14 protein-coding genes are annotated in these 16,985 nt (G+C 69.8%); 13 read left to right on the plus strand and 1 reads right to left on the minus strand.

The features are described from left to right. Positions 1–11: 11 nt before the first annotated feature. From ruvB to QI633_RS11505, 8 genes are all read left to right on the plus strand, one after another. On the plus strand, positions 12–1,091 hold the full coding sequence (gene ruvB, locus QI633_RS11470; protein ID WP_141799079.1) for a Holliday junction branch migration DNA helicase RuvB: 1,080 nt from the start codon (positions 12–14) through the stop codon (positions 1,089–1,091). A 107-nt stretch (positions 1,092–1,198) separates the two neighbouring features. After that, on the plus strand, positions 1,199–1,528 hold the full coding sequence (yajC, locus tag QI633_RS11475) for a preprotein translocase subunit YajC (RefSeq protein ID WP_160158267.1): 330 nt from the start codon (positions 1,199–1,201) through the stop codon (positions 1,526–1,528). Positions 1,529–1,530: 2 nt separating this feature from the next. Continuing rightward, the gene (secD, locus tag QI633_RS11480) at positions 1,531–3,381 is read left to right on the plus strand and encodes a protein translocase subunit SecD (protein ID WP_141799077.1); all 1,851 of its coding nucleotides are present in this window, start codon (positions 1,531–1,533) and stop codon (positions 3,379–3,381) included. Further along, complete coding sequence (gene secF, locus QI633_RS11485) at positions 3,381–4,649, plus strand: protein translocase subunit SecF (RefSeq protein ID WP_141799076.1); 1,269 nt, start codon at positions 3,381–3,383, stop codon at positions 4,647–4,649. Before secD ends, secF begins: the two co-directional genes overlap by 1 nt. Positions 4,650–4,653: 4 nt before the next feature. Continuing rightward, the gene (locus tag QI633_RS11490) at positions 4,654–5,214 is read left to right on the plus strand and encodes an adenine phosphoribosyltransferase (RefSeq protein WP_282429044.1); all 561 of its coding nucleotides are present in this window, start codon (positions 4,654–4,656) and stop codon (positions 5,212–5,214) included. A 120-nt stretch (positions 5,215–5,334) separates the two neighbouring features. Continuing rightward, positions 5,335–7,545: a bifunctional (p)ppGpp synthetase/guanosine-3',5'-bis(diphosphate) 3'-pyrophosphohydrolase gene (locus QI633_RS11495; RefSeq protein WP_260806585.1), complete on the plus strand. Its 2,211-nt coding sequence runs from the start codon at positions 5,335–5,337 to the stop codon at positions 7,543–7,545. A gap of 200 nt (positions 7,546–7,745) precedes the next feature. Beyond that, positions 7,746–8,279 (plus strand): hypothetical protein, encoded by a 534-nt coding sequence (locus QI633_RS11500; protein ID WP_282429045.1) that lies wholly within the window; start codon positions 7,746–7,748, stop codon positions 8,277–8,279. After that, positions 8,276–8,677, plus strand: a complete 402-nt coding sequence (locus QI633_RS11505) for a hypothetical protein (RefSeq protein ID WP_282429046.1) — start codon at positions 8,276–8,278, stop codon at positions 8,675–8,677. Before QI633_RS11500 ends, QI633_RS11505 begins: the two co-directional genes overlap by 4 nt. A gap of 120 nt (positions 8,678–8,797) precedes the next feature. Here QI633_RS11505 and QI633_RS11510 read toward each other — a convergent pair whose 3' ends face one another. Further along, positions 8,798–10,036 (minus strand): DUF349 domain-containing protein, encoded by a 1,239-nt coding sequence (locus QI633_RS11510; protein ID WP_260806025.1) that lies wholly within the window; start codon positions 10,034–10,036, stop codon positions 8,798–8,800. 46 nt (positions 10,037–10,082) lie between these two features. Here QI633_RS11510 and QI633_RS11515 point away from each other — a divergent pair, with 46 nt between their 5' ends. The 5 genes from QI633_RS11515 to QI633_RS11535 all read left to right on the plus strand — a co-directional run bounded on the left by QI633_RS11515 (position 10,083) and on the right by QI633_RS11535 (position 16,979). Then, positions 10,083–10,814: an MBL fold metallo-hydrolase gene (locus QI633_RS11515; RefSeq protein WP_282429047.1), complete on the plus strand. Its 732-nt coding sequence runs from the start codon at positions 10,083–10,085 to the stop codon at positions 10,812–10,814. 2 nt (positions 10,815–10,816) lie between these two features. Continuing rightward, positions 10,817–12,202 carry a histidine--tRNA ligase gene (hisS, locus tag QI633_RS11520; RefSeq protein WP_282429048.1) on the plus strand — a complete coding sequence of 462 codons (1,386 nt, stop codon included), beginning with the start codon at positions 10,817–10,819 and terminating at the stop codon, positions 12,200–12,202. Continuing rightward, a complete protein-coding gene (gene aspS, locus QI633_RS11525) occupies positions 12,199–13,968 on the plus strand; it encodes an aspartate--tRNA ligase (protein WP_282429049.1) in 1,770 nt (589 codons plus the stop codon). The genes hisS and aspS overlap by 4 nt, the downstream gene beginning before the upstream one ends. A gap of 150 nt (positions 13,969–14,118) precedes the next feature. After that, complete coding sequence (locus QI633_RS11530) at positions 14,119–15,144, plus strand: ABC transporter permease (RefSeq protein ID WP_141801096.1); 1,026 nt, start codon at positions 14,119–14,121, stop codon at positions 15,142–15,144. Between the two features lie 95 nt (positions 15,145–15,239). Then, positions 15,240–16,979: an ABC transporter substrate-binding protein gene (locus QI633_RS11535; protein ID WP_141799071.1), complete on the plus strand. Its 1,740-nt coding sequence runs from the start codon at positions 15,240–15,242 to the stop codon at positions 16,977–16,979. Positions 16,980–16,985: the final 6 nt, after the last annotated feature.

Raw genomic sequence — 16,985 nt, forward strand, 5'->3', positions numbered from 1 at the left:
GAAGGTAGGACATGCCCTTCCACGAGGACGAGCTCGAGGCGGCGGAGGACCTCCACCTCCGCTCGCTGACCGCCGCCGAGGCCGAGGGCGACGAGCGCGCGGTCGAGGCAGCGCTGCGTCCGCGCAGCCTCGACGAGGTGGTCGGCCAGTCCCGGGTCCGCGACCAGCTCGGCCTGGTCCTCGAGGCGGCACGGCAGCGGGGGAGGGCGCCCGACCACGTGCTGCTCTCCGGCCCGCCCGGGCTCGGCAAGACCACGCTGGCGATGATCATCTCCCACGAGATGAACGCGCCGCTGCGCATCACCAGCGGCCCCGCGATCACCCACGCCGGCGACCTCGCGGCGATCCTGTCGGGCCTGGGCGAGGGCGAGGTGCTCTTCGTCGACGAGATCCACCGGATGTCGCGCCCGGCCGAGGAGATGCTCTACCTCGCCATGGAGGACTTCCGGGTCGACGTCGTGATCGGCAAGGGGCCCGGTGCCACCGCGATCCCGCTCGAGCTGCCGCCGTTCACCCTGGTCGGCGCCACCACCCGGGCCGGCCTGCTGCCCGGCCCGCTGCGCGACCGGTTCGGCTTCACCGCCCACCTCGAGTTCTACGAGCCCGACGAGCTCGACCGGATCGTGCGCCGCTCCGCCGACCTGCTCGGCGTCGACCTGGCCCACGACGGCTCTTCCGAGATCGCCGGCCGCTCCCGCGGCACGCCGCGCATCGCCAACCGGCTGCTGCGCCGGGTGCGCGACTACGCCCAGGTCCGGGCCAACGGTGTCGTCACCCGACCCGTCGCGCAGGCCGCCCTCGACCTCTACGAGGTCGACGAGCTCGGCCTCGACCGGCTCGACCGCGCCGTGCTCGACGCCCTGTGCCGGCGCTTCGGCGGGGGACCGGTCGGTGTCTCCACGCTGGCCGTCGCGGTCGGCGAGGAGCGGGAGACCGTCGAGGAGGTCGCCGAGCCCTTCCTGGTCCGCAACGGCTTCCTCGCCCGCACCCCGCGCGGCCGGATCGCCACCCCGGCCGCCTGGATCCACCTCGGGCTCACCCCGCCCGTGCTGCCGTACGACGAGGCCGGGCCGACCCTCTTCGAGGACTGACCGGCATCGATCAGGTTTTCCCACGGGTCCGTGGCTACACTGACCGGCGGTCCCGGGGACGGCTTCGTCCTGCGGTGTCCGTCCGTGCCCTTTGGAGAGGTTTGTCTGTGAAAGACGCTGCGTCCCTGCTGCCGATCGTGGCGATCGCGGCCATCTTCTGGCTGCTGATCATCCGCCCCGCCTCGCGCCAGCGCAAGGAGGCCGCCTCCCTGCAGGCGTCCCTCGCCGTCGGCGACGACGTGATGCTGACGTCCGGCATCTTCGGCACCATCACGGGAGAGGCCGACGACCACCTCGAGGTCGAGCTCGCGCCCGGAGTGGTGATCCGGGTGGTGCGGGGCGCGGTCGCGTCCGTGCGTCGCGACGCCGAGGAGGCACCCGAGGAGACCGCCTCCCACGACCTGACCGACCGTCCCGACGACGAAGAGGAGCGCTGAGCATGGCGTCCCGCCGTCCGCGCCCTGGGCGCCACCTGATCGTCTTCTTCCTCGCCCTGGCCGTGCTCTACGGCCTCACCGCGCTCTCGCAGGCCGGCGTGAAGGACCCCGAAACCCCCTGGCGGCCCGCGCTGGGCCTCGACCTGCAGGGCGGCACCCGGATCACGCTGACCGCGCTCAAGGCGCCCTCGAAGGAGAACCTCGACGAGGCCCGCCGGATCATCGACCAGCGCGTCAACGGCTCCGGTGTCGCCGAGGCCGCGGTCACCACCCAGGGCGGCCGCAACATCGTGGTCGAGGTCCCGGGCAAGACCAAGAACCGCAACCAGCTCGAGGAGACCGTCAAGCGCCAGGCGCAGCTGCGCTTCCGCCTCGTCGCCTGCTCCGACGCCCGCCCGGCCGGGTGCGACACGTCCGGTGCCAGCACCGGCGGCATGGGCCTGGGCCGCGCTCCGCTCTCGCTCGCCGAGGACGACCCGACCGACACCCCGTCGGACGCCCCTTCCGACGCTGCCTCCGACGGCGCCACCGACACCGCGTCGGGCACGGCGACAGACGCCCCGGCCACCGACGCCCCGTCCGGTACGCCGACCGACGGCGCGACCGGCACCCCGACCGCCGAGGACCCGGGCGGCGACGGCAAGGCGTGGACCGTGAAGGACGACATCGCCTGGTCCCGCAGCCCCGACCAGGCCGCGATCGCGCTGTTCAACAGCTACACCTGCGACGCCAAGGGCGTCGTCGTCGACGCCGACGGCAAGCCCGCCGACCAGGTCGACGACCCGGACAAGCCGCTCGTGGCGTGCACGGAGCCCGAGAAGGACAAGAACGGTGACGAGACCACCCCGGCGATCAAGTTCCTGCTGAGCCGCTCCGTCGTCGAGGGCACCGAGCTCGACAACGCGAGCGCCCAGACCCCGCAGAACGGCGTCGGCTGGGTCGTCGCCATCGAGATGGGCAACAGCAAGGACCGCGCGCACCCGAAGGGCTCCGCGGGCGCCGCCTCGGACTTCGAGGCCGTCACCCGTGCCTTCGCCGGCACCGACGAGCAGTTCGCCGTGGTCCTCGACGGCCAGGTGCTGACCTACCCGGTCCTCAACAGCGTCATCACCGACGGTCGCTCGCAGATCGAGGGTGACTTCACCGAGCAGGAGGCGCTCGACCTCGCCAACAGCCTCAAGTTCGGTGCGCTGCCGATCAAGTTCAACGACAAGCAGACCTCCGTCGAGGAGATCGGCCCGTCGCTGGCCGGCAACCAGCTCTCCGCGGGCCTGACCGCGGGCGCCATCGGCCTCATCCTGGTGATGCTCTACTGCCTCTTCTACTACCGCGGCCTCGGCCTGGTGGTCGTCAGCTCGCTGTTCGTGGCCGCGGCGATCACCTACGCCCTGGTGCTCCTGCTGAGCAAGACCGCCGGCTTCACGCTGACCCTGCCCGGCATCGCCGGACTGGTCATCGCGGTCGGCATCACCGCCGACTCGTTCGTCATCTTCTTCGAACGCATCCGTGACGAGATGCGCGAGGGCAAGTCGATGCGGGTCGCGGTCGAGACGGGATGGGCCCGGGCGCGAGTCACCCGGGTCGCGGCCAACACGGTCCAGATCCTCTCGGCGCTGGTGCTCTACATCTTCGCCACCGGTGCGGTGAAGGGCTTCGGCTTCGCGCTGGGCCTGACCACCCTCATCGACCTCGCGGTGCTGTTCTGGTTCACCAAGCCGATGGTGTCCTGGCTCGCGCAGTTCAAGGCGTTCAACTCCGGGCACAAGCTGTCCGGCCTCAGCAAGGAGACGCTGGGCATGGACATCACGCCCTCCCGCCCCCGTCGTTCCGCCGTCGCCGGAGGTGACGCCTGATGGGCAAGATGTCCCGGCTCGGCAACGAGCTCTACCAGGGCCGCAAGTCGATCAACTTCATCGGCAAGCCGTGGCTCTTCTACCTCATCTCCGGTGTGCTGGTCGGGCTCGCGGTGCTGGTGCTGTTCGTCAAGCCGCTCAACATGGGCGTCGAGTTCACCGGCGGCACGACGGTCTCGGTGCCGGTGGGCGCCGGCGAGGCCACCCAGTCGGCCGCCGACGACCTGCGGACCAAGGTCGCCGACTCCGGCATCCAGAACGCTGAGAACCCCACGGTCACCACCGAGGGTGACTCCGCCCTGGTGATCCAGGTCGAGAACCTCAGCGAGAAGCAGCGCGGCGAGATCGCCGCGCTGGTCCACGACGAGTTCCCGAACGTCGCCGAGAACGACCTGTCCGTCCAGGACATCGGTCCGAGCTGGGGGCAGGAGGTCGCCAAGCGCGCGGCCATCGGCGTCGGCATCTTCCTGCTGCTCGTCGTGCTGTTCATCTGGGGCTACTTCCGCGAGTGGCGGATGTCGGTCGCCGCGCTGGTCGCGCTGATCCACGACGTCATGCTGACCGTCGGCGTCTACGCGCTGTCCGGCTTCCAGGTGACGCCCGCCGCGGTCACGGGTGTGCTGGCGATCCTCGGCTTCTCGCTCTACGACACCGTCGTCGTGTTCGACAAGATCAAGGAGAACACCACCGTTCTCCGCAAGAACACCCAGTCGTACGCCGACGCGGCCAACCTCGCGGTCAACCAGACCCTGGTGCGCTCGATCAACACCTCGATCGTCGCGCTCATCCCGATCGGCGCGATCCTCTACGTCTCCGCCGTCCAGCTCGGTGCCAGCTCGCTGCAGGACCTCGCGCTCGCACAGTTCGTCGGCATGGGCGTCGGCGTCTACTCCTCGGTGATGCTCGCCCCGCGCGTGCTGGTCCACCTGAAGATGCAGGAGAGCGAGATGCAGGTCCAGGCGCGGCGCGCCAAGGCCAAGCAGCGCGCGCTCGCCGACCGCTACGCCTCGGTCCCCGCCGCCACCGACGACACGCCCGTCGCCGGCCGTCGCGGCGGCGACCCCGACGAGATCCCGGACGAGCTGCTCGAGGAGGAGTTCGAGATCGAGGTCGACGAGGAGCCGGCTCCCCGTCGTACGGCACCCAACACGGAGGCCGTCGGCAAGGGCCGCGTGGTCCCGACCAACAGCCGTCCGGTCAACGAGAGCGGGAGCTCGGGTCGCAAGCAGCCGGTGCGCCAGACGCGGTCCAAGCGCGGCAAGAAGTAGCGCGGTGAGCGTTCGCGACGACGTCCGCGAGCGCGCGGTCGACGCGCTCACCCGGCTGGTCCGCGACATCGCGGACTTCCCGGAGCCGGGCATCGTGTTCAAGGACATCACGCCACTGCTGGCCGACCCGGTCGGCTTCGGCGCGGTCGTCGAGGCGATGGCCGCGGCCGGGCGCGACGAGAGCGGCGCGGTCGTCGTCGACAAGGTCGTCGGCATGGAGGCCCGCGGGTTCATCCTCGCGGCGCCCGTCGCGCTGACCCTCGGCGTCGGCTTCGCCCCGGTCCGCAAGGCCGGCAAGCTGCCGCACGACACCCACCAGGTCGACTACGCCCTCGAGTACGGCGAGGCCGTGCTCGAGCTCCACCAGGACGCCGTCGCACCGGGGGAGCGCGTGCTCCTCGTCGACGACGTGCTCGCCACCGGCGGTACCGCGGGCGCCACCTGCGACCTGGTCCGGCGCTGCGGCGCGGAGCCGGTCGGCTTCGCCGTACTGATGGAGCTGGGCTTCCTCGACGGGCGCACCGCCCTCGGCGAGGTTCCCGTGCACGCGCTGCAGCGGATCTGAGGGCGGCACTAGACTCACCTCATGACCGAGGAGCGCACGACGCCGCGGGTGCCGACAGCGCCCACCCCGGTCCCGAGCGAGCCCGGTGGCGGGCGCGGCGTGCGGGCCCGGCTGGCCCGGATGGGCAGTCGCGGCCAGGTGTCCAACCCGGTCCTCGAGTCGTTGTTCCGCGCGGTGCGGGCCAACCACCCGAAGGCCGACCTTCAGCTCCTGGAGCGCGCCTATCTCACTGCCGAGCGGCTGCACGCCGACCAGAAGCGCAAGAGCGGCGATCCCTACATCACCCACCCGCTCGCGGTGACCACCATCCTCGCCGGCATCGGCATGACCGAGCCGACCCTGGTGGCCGCCCTGCTGCACGACACGGTCGAGGACACGCCGTACACCCTCGAGGAGTGTCGCCGCGACTTCGGTGACGAGGTCGCGCTGCTCGTCGACGGCGTCACGAAGCTCGACAAGGTCGTCTACGGCGACTCGGCCAACGCCGAGACCATCCGCAAGATGATCGTCGCGATGTCGCGCGACATCCGGGTGCTGGTCATCAAGCTCGCCGACCGGCTCCACAATATGCGCACGCTGCGCTTCGTCAAGCAGTCCACGCAGGAGCGGAAGGCCCGCGAGACGCTCGACATCTACGCCCCGCTGGCCCACCGGCTCGGCATGAACACCATCAAGTGGGAGCTCGAGGACCTCGCCTTCGCGACCCTCCACCCCAAGATCTACGACGAGATCGTGCGCCTGGTCGCCGAGCGCGCGCCGTCGCGCGACTCCTTCCTCGCCGAGGTCATCTCCCAGGTCGAGAAGGACCTGCGCGAGGCGAAGATCAAGGCGACGGTCACCGGCCGGCCGAAGCACTACTACTCGATCTACCAGAAGATGATCGTCGGCGGCCGCGACTTCTCCGACATCTACGACCTCGTCGGCATCCGCATCCTCGTCGAGGAGGACCGCGACTGCTACGGCGTCCTCGGCGTGCTCCACTCACGGTGGAACCCGGTCCTGGGCCGGTTCAAGGACTACGTCGCGATGCCGAAGTTCAACATGTACCAGTCGCTGCACACGACGGTCATCGGCCCGCAGGGCAAGCCGGTCGAGATGCAGATCCGCACCTTCGCGATGCACCGCCGCGCGGAGTACGGCGTCGCGGCGCACTGGAAGTACAAGGAGGACGGGCGGGCCGGCAACGACACCGACCGGCCCGGCGACCTCGACGACATGAGCTGGGTGCGCCAGCTGCTCGACTGGCAGAGCGAGGTCGAGGACCCGGGCGAGTTCCTGGAGTCCCTGCGCTTCGAGATCAACCAGGCCGAGACCTACGTGTTCACCCCGCGCGGCGACGTCATCGCGCTGCCGTCCGGCTCCACCCCGGTCGACTTCGCGTACGCCGTGCACACCGAGGTCGGCAACCGCACGATCGGCGCCCGGGTCAACGGCCGCCTCGTGCCGCTCGAGTCGACCCTCGAGAACGGCGACGTCGTCGAGGTCTTCACCTCAAAGGCCGAGGGCGCCGGCCCGTCGCGCGACTGGCTGAACTTCGTCAAGTCGCAGCGCGCCCGCTCCAAGATCCGCCAGTGGTTCACGAAGGAGCGGCGCGAGGAGGCGATCGAGCGCGGCAAGGACGAGATCGCCAAGCTGATGCGCAAGGAGGGCCTGCCCCTCAAGCGCCTGCTGTCCCACGACTCGCTCACCCTCGTCGCGTCCGCGTTCCGCCTCACCGACGTCAGCGCGCTCTACGCCGCCGTCGGCGAGGGCAACCTCGGCGCGCAGACCGTCGTACGCAAGGTCATCGAGCTCCACGGCGGCGACGAGGGCGCCCAGGAGGATCTCGCCGAGGCCGTCACCATCACCGGCCGCCGCGGCCGTCCCCGCCGGCCCACGAGCGGCGACGCCGGCGTCATCGTCACCGGCTCGCCCGACGTGTGGGTCAAGCTCGCCAAGTGCTGCACCCCCGTCCCGCCCGACACGATCCTCGGGTTCGTCACCAAGGGCGGCGGAGTCTCGGTGCACCGCAAGGACTGCACCAACGCCGCCAGCCTGCTGGCCCAGCCCGAGAAGCTCGTCGACGTCGAGTGGGCCCCCACCGGTCAGTCGACCTTCCTGGTCAACATCCAGGTCGAGGCCCTCGACCGCTCCCGCCTGCTGTCCGACATCACCATGGTGCTGTCCGACGCCCACGTGAACATCCTGTCGGCGAACCTCACGACCTCCCGCGACCGCACGGCGAAGTCCCGCTTCACCTTCGAGATGGCCGATGCCAAGCACCTCGACACGGTGCTCAACGCGGTCCGCTCCGTCCCCGGCGTGTTCGACGCCTATCGGGTCACGCAGTAGCACTGCCGCGGCTGCATGAATCCCCGGCCGGCCGGGGATTCATGTACTGGTTGGGGTTTGCAAACCCCAACCAGTACATGAAGTGCCCGTTGGAACACGAGATTCACGCTCGCATCCACAGGCCGGCAGGTCGCAGGTGTGACGGCGGCGCCCGCGCGGGCAGAGCGCCGGGTATGTATCTGGAACCCAATCACCCGTGCATGGTCGAGATCGCTTTGCGCAAGGAAATGATCAAGCTCGGCCACACCGACCGCAGCCTGGCCCGCGCCGTTGCAGCTGGCGTGCTGGGCAAGCCACGTAGAGGTGCGTACGTCGACGGCGTGGTTTGGCGCTCGCTGACGAAGGAGGACCGCTACGCGGTTCGCGTCCGGGCCGCCATTCGCCAAGCGTGTACGGACGCGGTGGCCAGCCACGTGTCGTCGCTTCCCTTCGTCGGCGGTCCGATGTGGGATCTGCCGCTAGACGACGTCCACTTGTTGCGCAAGGACGGGAAGAGCGGACGGCACGAGGCGGGGATCCAGCAACACCGTGGCGCGATCATGGACGGCGATATCGTCGAAGTCGGCGACATCGAGGTCGTCGCACCGATGCGGGCGACGCTCGAGGTTGCGACGTTAGCGACGGTCGAGGCAGGCCTCGTCGTACTGAACTACTTCCTCCATCGTGGTGACTTCACCGTCGAGCAGTCCGAGAGCGGTACGAACACGGGATGGATCGGTGGCCGTCCTCCTTGAACACCGACCTCGTACTGCGGCTTGGCGATTCGCGGATCGCGTCGGTTGGGGAGAGTCGGACGCACTACTTCCTGTGGCGACATCACTTCCCGGCGCCGATCCCGCAGTTTGAGGTCTCCGATGGCGCGCTGTTCCTCGCCTTGCTTGACTTCGCCTTTCCGGACCTCGGGATCTGGATCGAGTTCGATGGCAAGGAGAAGTACCTCAAGTTCCGACGCCCGGGCGAGAGCGTCGCCGACGCGGTCATTCGGGAGAAACAGAGAGAAAGCTGCATCGCCGAGCTGACGGGATGGCGGTGCGTCAGGATCACGTGGGGCGACCTCGCTGATCCTGTGCGCCTGGAGAGCCGGATCCGGGCCGTGATCGCGTCGGCTGCCGCTGCGCGTGGCCCGCGCTGACAGGCTCGCCAGTCCCACGCGCACCACCGGACGGGCAGCTCATGCACCTGTCAGGTGTTGTAACCCCCAACAAGCGCATGAATCCCCGGCCGGCCGGGGATTCATGCACCTACGAGCACGTCAGCTGAAGTCGGCCGACGCCTTCTTGGCCATCTCGAGGAACGACCGGCGCCCCTGGAGGTTCTCCTCGAGCTCGCGGACCTTCTTCTCGTCCCCGCGCGCCCGGGCGGCGTCGAGCTTGGCCTCGGCCTCGGCGATGGCGGCCTCGAGCTTGGAGACCATGTCGTCGGCGCGGGCCGACTTCTCGGGGTCGGTACGACGCCACTGGTCGTCCTCGGCGCGGCGGATGACCTGCTCGACGGCGCGCATGCGGCCCTCGAGATCCTTGATGCGGTCGCGCGGGACCTTGCCGGCCTCGTCCCACTTCTCGGCGACGACGCGGAAGGCCGTCTTCGCGGCCGCCAGGTCCCCGGACGACTCCAGGGCGGCGGCGATCGCCTCGGCCTCGACCAACAGCTCCTCCTTGACCACGGCGTTCGCGGCGAACTCCGTGTCGAGGGCGGCGTTGGCGGCGTCGCGGGCGCCGAAGAAGGTGTCCTGGGCGCCGCGGAAGCGGCGCCAGAGCTCGTCGTCGACGGCCTTGGGGGCCGGACCGGCGGCCTTCCAGTCGCGCATCAGGTCGCGGTAGCGGCCCGAGGTCGGGCCCCACTCGGTCGACGACGCCAGCGCCTCGGCCTCGGTGACCAGGCGCTCCTTGATGACGCGGGCGCCCTCGCGCTTCTCGTCCTGCTCGGCGAAGTGCGACTTGCGCGCCTTCGTGTACGCCGAGCGCGCCGAGGAGAACCGCCGCCACAGCTCGTCGTCGGCCGCCTTGTCGATGCGGGGGAGCTTCTTCCACTCCTCGAGGAGCTCGCGCAGCCGGTTGGCGCCGTTGCGCCAGTCGCGCCCGGCGGCGATCTTCTCGGCCTCACCGGCGAGTCGCTCCTTCTCGGCCCGCGCGTCGGCGACCCGCTGCGCCTTCGCCGCACGCCGGGCGTCGCGCTGGGTGGCGATGACCGGGCCGAGCTCGTCGAGCTTGCGGACCAGGGCGGCGATGTCCCCGACGGCGTGCACGTCGACCAGCTGCTCGCGCACGAGCTTGACCGATGACGTCGCCTCCTCGGGCGACAGCACGCCGGTCAGCACCCGTTGGTGGAGCAGGTCCACCTCGAGCGAGAGGTTCTCGTACCGCTTGGTGTAGAAGGCCAAGGCCTCCTCGGGCGTCGCGTCGGGCATCTGCCCGACCGCCCGCTCGCCATCGGTCGTCTTCACGTAGACGGTGCCGTCGTCGCCGACGCGGCCCCAGTCGGAGGTAGTCACAGTGGCCCATGCTAATCAAAGCCGGAGCGCTCGATAGGCTGGGCCGGTGCTGATCGCCGCTTTCCCCGCCGGACCGTGGGGCACCAACTGCTACGTCGCGGCCACCGCACCCGGCGCCGAGTGCGTCGTGATCGACCCCGGGAAGGACGCCGCGGCCGGCGTCGCGGAGGTCGTCCGCGAGCACCGGTTGAAGCCCGTCGCCGTGCTGCTGACCCATGGCCACATCGACCACATGTGGTCGGTGACCCCCGTCGCCGGGACGTACGACGCCACCGCGTGGATCCACCCGGGCGACCGGCACCTGCTCGCCGACCCGATGGCGGGCATCTCGCGGGAGTCGGCCGGCATGCTGCTCGGCGGCGACTACGAGTTCACCGAGCCCGACGACGTCGCGGAGCTGGCCGACGGCGCCAGCCTGGAGCTCGCGGGCCTGCGCTTCCTCGTCGACCACACCCCCGGCCACACCGAGGGCTCGGTCACCTTCCGCACTCCCTGGGACCGGACATCCGGCGGCCCGGACATCTCCGAGGTCATGTTCTCCGGCGACCTGCTCTTCCAGGGCTCGATCGGCCGCACCGACCTGCCCGGCGGCGACCATACGAAGATGCTCGCCTCGCTGGCCACCAAGGTGTTGCCGCTGGCCGACGACGTCGTGGTGCTCCCGGGCCACGGCGAGCAGACCTCGATCGGCCGCGAGCGCGCCACCAACCCGTTCCTGCTCGACCTGCTCGACTCCGGCACCGACAACGCGGCCGGCCGCGTCACCCGAGGACTGTAGAGATGGCCAAGCCCACGCCGCTGAGCGGCTTCCCCGAGCTCCTGCCTGCCCAGCGCTACGTCGAGCAGCAGGTGATCGCGACCCTCGCGCACACCTTCGAGCTGCACGGGTTCGCCAACATCGAGACCCGGGCCGTGGAGCCGCTCGACCAGCTGCTGCGCAAGGGCGACACCTCCAAGGAGGTCTACGTCCTGCGGCGCTTGCAGGCAGCGGAGGACGGCTCCGCCAGTGACAGAGACAAGGGGATCGGGCTCCACTTCGACCTGACCGTCCCCTTCGCGCGCTTCGTGCTCGAGAACGCCGGCAAGCTCGAGTTCCCGTTCCGCCGCTACCAGATCCAGAAGGTGTGGCGCGGCGAGCGGCCCCAGGAGGGCCGCTTCCGCGAGTTCACCCAGGCCGACATCGACATCGTCGGGCGCGACACGCTCCCGTTCCACCACGACGTCGAGGTCGCGCGGGTGATGCTCGAGGCGCTCGGCAAGCTGGCCCACCCGGATTCGATCGGTCTGCCCGGCTTCCGGCTCCAGGTCAACAACCGCAAGCTGATCCAGGGCTTCTACGCCGGCCTCGGCGTGTCGGGCGACGGCATCGACGAGGTCATGCGCCTGGTCGACAAGCTCGACAAGCTGCCGGCCGACAAGGTCCGCGAGCTGCTGCTGGCCGAGGCCGGGGTCAGCGAGGAGCAGGCCGACAAGGCCCTCGCCCTGGCCACCATCAAGGCGGTCGACGACTCCTTCGTCCAGCGGGTCCGCGACCTCGGCGTCAGCCACGAGCTGCTCGACGAGGGCCTCGACGAGCTCGCCACCCTGGTCCGCGCCTGCGCGCCGCTCGCCACCGACCGCGCCCGCATCGAGGCCGACCTGTCCATCGCCCGGGGACTGGACTACTACACCGGCACCGTCTTCGAGACCCGCCTCGACGGCTACGAGTCGCTCGGCTCGATCTGCTCCGGGGGCCGGTACGACGCCCTCGCCTCCGACGGGCGTACGACCTACCCCGGCGTCGGCATCTCGCTCGGCCTCAGCCGGCTCCTCGTGACGCTCGTCCAGCGCGGGGCTCTCACCGCCGACCGCTCCGTGCCGAGCGTGGTCCTGGTCGCGGTCACCGACGAGGAGTCCCGCGCCGACGCCGACGAGATCGCCACCGCCCTGCGAGCCCGCGCCATCTCGTGCGAGGTCGCGCCCACCGCCGCGAAGTTCGGCAAGCAGATCCGCCACGCCGAGCGGCGCGGCATCCCGTACGTCTGGTTCCGCCAGGCCGACGGCACGAGCGAGGTCAAGGACATCCGCTCCGGAAACCAGGTCGCCGCCGATCCGGCGACGTGGCAGCCTCCGACCGAGGACCTGCGACCGCAGGTCATCACCATCGATGAAGGGGAATCCAAGTGATCCGCACCCATGTCGCCGGCGACCTGACCGTGCCTGCGAACGTCGGCAAGACCGTCACCCTCACCGGGTGGGTGGCCAGCCGGCGCGATCACGGCGGTGTGGCCTTCATCGACCTGCGCGACGCCTCGGGCGTGGTCCAGGTCGTCATCCGCGACCCCGAGGTGGCGCACCCGCTGCGCAGCGAGTTCTGCCTGAAGGTCACCGGTGAGGTGGTCGAGCGCACCGAGGGCAACATCAACCCCAACCTGCCGACCGGCCACTACGAAGTCGTCGCGAGCGACGTCGAGGTGCTCAGCGCCGCCGCGCCGCTGCCGTTCCCGATCAGCGACCACGTCGACGTGGGGGAGGAGGTGCGCCTCAAGCACCGCTACCTCGACCTGCGGCGCGGCGCCCCGGGCAGCGCGATCCGGTTGCGCAGCAACGTCAACAAGGCCGCCCGCGACGTGCTGGCCGGCCACGACTTCGTCGAGATCGAGACGCCGACGCTGACGCGCAGCACGCCCGAGGGCGCCCGCGACTTCCTGGTGCCCGCGCGCCTGCAGCCCGGCAGCTGGTACGCCCTGCCGCAGAGCCCCCAGCTGTTCAAGCAGCTGCTCATGGTCGCCGGCATGGAGCGCTACTACCAGATCGCGCGCTGCTACCGCGACGAGGACTTCCGCGCCGACCGCCAGCCCGAGTTCACCCAGCTCGACATCGAGATGAGCTTCGTGACCCAGGACGACGTGATCGCCCTCGGCGAGCAGATCGTCGCAGCGCTGTGGAAGCTGATCGGCTACGACGTCCCGCTACCCCTGCCGCGGATGACGTACGCCGACGCGATGGCCCGCTACGGCTCCGACAAGCCCGACCTGCGGATGGGCCTCGAGCTCGTCGAGTGCACCGACTACTTCAAGGACACCCCGTTCCGCGTCTTCCAGGCGCCGTACGTCGGTGCCGTGGTGATGCCGGGCGGCGCGAGCCAGCCCCGCAAGCAGCTCGACGCCTGGCAGGAGTGGGCCAAGCAGCGCGGTGCCAAGGGCCTGGCGTACGTCCTGGTCCAGGAGGACGGCGAGCTCGGCGGTCCGGTGGCCAAGAACATCACCGACGAGGAGAAGGCCGGCCTGGCCGCCCACGTCGGCGCGCAGCCCGGCGACTGCATCTTCTTCGCGGCGGGTGCGGTGAAGTCCAGCCGTGCCCTGCTCGGCGCCGCCCGGCTCGAGATCGGCCGCCGTGGCGGCCTGCTCGACGAGGACGCGTGGAGCTTCCTGTGGGTCGTCGACGCGCCGCTGTTCGAGCCCGCCGACGAGGCCACCGCCGCCGGTGACGTCGCGGTCGGCGGAGGAGCGTGGACCGCCGTCCACCACGCCTTCACCAGCCCGCAGGACCTCGAGGCCTTCGACACCGACCCCGGCAACGCGCTGGCGTGGGCCTACGACATCGTCTGCAACGGCAACGAGATCGGCGGCGGCTCGATCCGTATCCACCGCGAGGACATCCAGAAGCGGGTCTTCGAGGTGATGGGGATCGGCGAGGCCGAGGCCGAGGAGAAGTTCGGCTTCCTGCTCGAGGCGTTCAAGTTCGGCGCGCCCCCGCACGGCGGCATCGCGTTCGGCTGGGACCGGGTGGTCGCTCTGCTGGCCGGCACGGACTCCATCCGCGACGTCATCGCCTTCCCGAAGACCGGTGGCGGCTACGACCCGTTGACCGCCGCTCCCGCGCCGATCACGCCGGAGCAGCGGAAGGAAGCCGGTGTGGATGCCCGTCCGACGGAGGAAAACAAGGGCTGAGGCCCCTCCGCCGGACGGTTTGCCGGGCGTCGAGACCAAACCGTTACCGCGTCGCTATCGCCTTGACGCACCTGGTGCGCCTAGTGTCACGGACGGCGCGTGGCCGATGTGGCCCGCGTCGCATCCGTGACACACGGCGACGAGGTGAAGATGACGATCCCGGGCTCCGAACTGGAGATCCACGAGACCGAGACCCCGGTCGAGGACGACGCAGTCGTCTCGGTGGCCGGCCGGTCACCCACCCAGCTGGCCATCGCCCGGTTCCGGGCCGACAAGCTGTCGATGATCTCCTTCGTGCTGACGGCGTTCATCATCATCTGCGCGATCGCGGCGCCGATCCTGGTGGCCCTCGGCGTGCTGGCGCCCAACGAGCAGCACCAGAACCTCCTGTCGGCTGACGGCGTGGTGCCCGAGGGCGCTTTCGGCGGGATCTCGTGGAGCCACCCCTTCGGTGTCGACCCCGGCCTGGGCCGCGACCTGCTCGCCCGCCTGATGCTGGCGATCACGTCCTCGCTCACCATCGCGCTGACCGGCACGATCATCACCGTCGTCATCGGTGCGATCCTCGGCATCGTCGCCGGCTTCTCCGGCGGCTTCGTCGACGCGGTCGTGGGCCGGATCATCGACCTGACGCTGTCGTTCCCGCAGACCCTGATGCTGCTGGCCCTGTCCGGCCCGGTGGTCGTGATGATCCGCGGCGACGTGTCCGACTTCCCGGGGCTCGGCTTCTTCAGCAACCCCGACCTCGCCAACGGTGCCTTCGTCATCGTCATCCTCGCGGCCTTCGGCTGGCCGCCGGTGGCCCGCGTGGTCCGCGGCCAGGTGCTCTCGATCCGCGAGCGCGAGTTCATCGAGGCCGCCCGCCTGCTGGGTGCGTCGCGCCGCCGGCTGTACTTCAAGGAGGTGCTGCCCAACGTGTGGGCGCCCGTCTTGGTCTACGTGACGCTGCTCGTGCCGGCCTACATCTCCGCAGAGGCCGCGTTCAACTTCCTGGGCGTCGGCATCAAGCCGCCGACCCCGACGCTGGGCAACATCCTCGCCGACTCGGTCAGCTACACCAGCGCCGACCCGACGTACTTCTTCCTGCCGGGTGCCCTGCTGGCCCTCATCGTCGTGGTGTTCAACCTCGTCGGTGACGGCGCCCGCGACGCGCTCGACCCCAAGTCGCACCGATAACAACAAAGGACCCGGTGCTCCGCCGACATCACACGGGACCCGGAGCATCGCGGCGCCGGCCGAGCCGGCGTCACTACCGAAAAGGAGATAGTTGGATGGCCTTCAAGAAGCCATTGGCTGCCGTGGCTGCCACAGCGCTCGCGGCGACACTCGCCGCGTGCGGCGGTGGCAGTGACGACGGCGACAACAGCGGGAGCAGCGGGGGCAAGGCCGAGAAGGGTGGCAACGCCATCTTCCTCGTCGGTGTCCGCAACGTCGAGCACTGGGACCCCCAGCGCATGTACATCGGCCGTGACCTCAACAACTCGGGCCGGCTGTTCTACCGCAGCCTGGTGGCGCTGCCCGCCTCCAACGACCCGGTCGAGGGCACCACGCCCGTCCCGGACCTGGCGACCGACACCGGCACCACGACCGACGGCGGCAAGTCCTGGAGCTTCACCGTCAAGGACGGCGTGAAGTGGGAGGACGGCAAGGACATCACCTGTGAGGACTTCAAGTACGGCGCGTCGCGCAACTTCGCGACCGACGTGATCATCGGTGGTCCCGCCAACTACCTGTTCACCTACCTGGACATCCCGACCGGTGACGACGGCCTGCCGCAGTACAAGGGCCCCTACACCAAGAAGGGCCAGGACCTCTACGACAAGGCCGTCACCTGCGACGGCAAGACGATCACGTACCGGTTCAAGAAGGCGTGGCCGGACTTCGCGAACTCCATCGCGCAGCTGCGCTACATGGACCCGTACCGCGAGGACCTCGACAAGGGTGACGCGAACAACTTCGTGATCATCTCCAACGGTCCCTACAAGCTCGACGGCACCTGGAAGGAGGGCACCGGCGGCAAGTTCGTCCGCAACGAGAACTGGGACGCATCCACGGACACGATCCGCAAGGCCTACCCGGACACCTGGGACTTCCGCGAGGGTGACACCGACGAGGCGATCTACGAGCAGCTGCTCGCCGACTCCGGTGACGCGCAGTACTCCGTGACCGAGCGTCGTCTCCCGCCGGCCCTCTTCACCCGCAAGGACGAGGCCGGGGACCGCTACACCCAGGTCGAGTCGCCGTACGTCGACTACGTGCTGCCGAACTTCAACTCGCCGGTCTTCAAGGACGCGAACTGCCGTGAGGCGCTCAAGCTCGCGACCGACCGCGCGGCGTGGATCAAGGCCGGCGGTGGCCCCGAGTACTTCAAGGCCGCCGACTCCGTCATCAACCCGGGTGTCCCCGGCTACAAGTCGAACCCGGCGTTCGAGGCCATGGGCGAGTCCGGCGACCAGACCGCTGCCAAGGCCGCGCTCGACAAGTGCGCTGCCCCGAAGCCGGTGAAGATCAAGTTCACCTACTCGGGTGGCACCCCCACCTCCGACAAGCAGGCCTCCGCTCTGAAGGCCGGCTGGGACGCGGCCGGCTTCCAGACCGAGCTCGACCCGCTGGAGGACACCTACTACTCCGTGATCCAGAAGCCGGACGCCGACTTCGACGTCACCTGGGGTGGTTGGGGTGCTGACTGGTCGTCCGCCGGCACCGTCATCCCGCCGCTCTTCGACAGCCGGATCAACCTGACCGGTGACTCGAACGGCAACGACTACGGCAACTACAAGGGTGGCCCCGAGGTCAACCAGATGATCGACGACGCCTACGCCGAGCCCGACCTCGACGCTGCCGCTGACAAGTGGGCCGCTGTCGACGCCAAGCTGGGTCAGGACGTCGCCTACATCCCGCTGGAGATCACGATCTTCAACTTCGTCCACGGTGGCAAGATCACCGGCTACGAGAACAACGTCTCGGTGAACGGCTACGCCGACCTCGCCGTCCTCGGCGTGGCGAAGTGAATCTCC

It is taken from the genome of Nocardioides sp. QY071, from assembly GCF_029961765.1.
GTDB lineage: Bacteria > Actinomycetota > Actinomycetes > Propionibacteriales > Nocardioidaceae > Nocardioides.

What these genes read in the sequence shown, in the direction of transcription:
- secD (WP_141799077.1), top strand. Translation starts at nt 1,531, where the DNA reads ATGGCGTCCCGCCGTCCGCGCCCTGGGCGCCACCTGATCGTCTTCTTC.
- QI633_RS11495 (WP_260806585.1), top strand. Translation starts at nt 5,335, where the DNA reads ATGGGCAGTCGCGGCCAGGTGTCCAACCCGGTCCTCGAGTCGTTGTTC.
- QI633_RS11530 (WP_141801096.1), top strand. Translation starts at nt 14,119, where the DNA reads ATGACGATCCCGGGCTCCGAACTGGAGATCCACGAGACCGAGACCCCG.
- ruvB (WP_141799079.1), top strand. Translation starts at nt 12, where the DNA reads ATGCCCTTCCACGAGGACGAGCTCGAGGCGGCGGAGGACCTCCACCTC.
- QI633_RS11535 (WP_141799071.1), top strand. Translation starts at nt 15,240, where the DNA reads ATGGCCTTCAAGAAGCCATTGGCTGCCGTGGCTGCCACAGCGCTCGCG.
- hisS (WP_282429048.1), top strand. Translation starts at nt 10,817, where the DNA reads ATGGCCAAGCCCACGCCGCTGAGCGGCTTCCCCGAGCTCCTGCCTGCC.
- QI633_RS11500 (WP_282429045.1), top strand. Translation starts at nt 7,746, where the DNA reads ATGGTCGAGATCGCTTTGCGCAAGGAAATGATCAAGCTCGGCCACACC.
- secF (WP_141799076.1), top strand. Translation starts at nt 3,381, where the DNA reads ATGGGCAAGATGTCCCGGCTCGGCAACGAGCTCTACCAGGGCCGCAAG.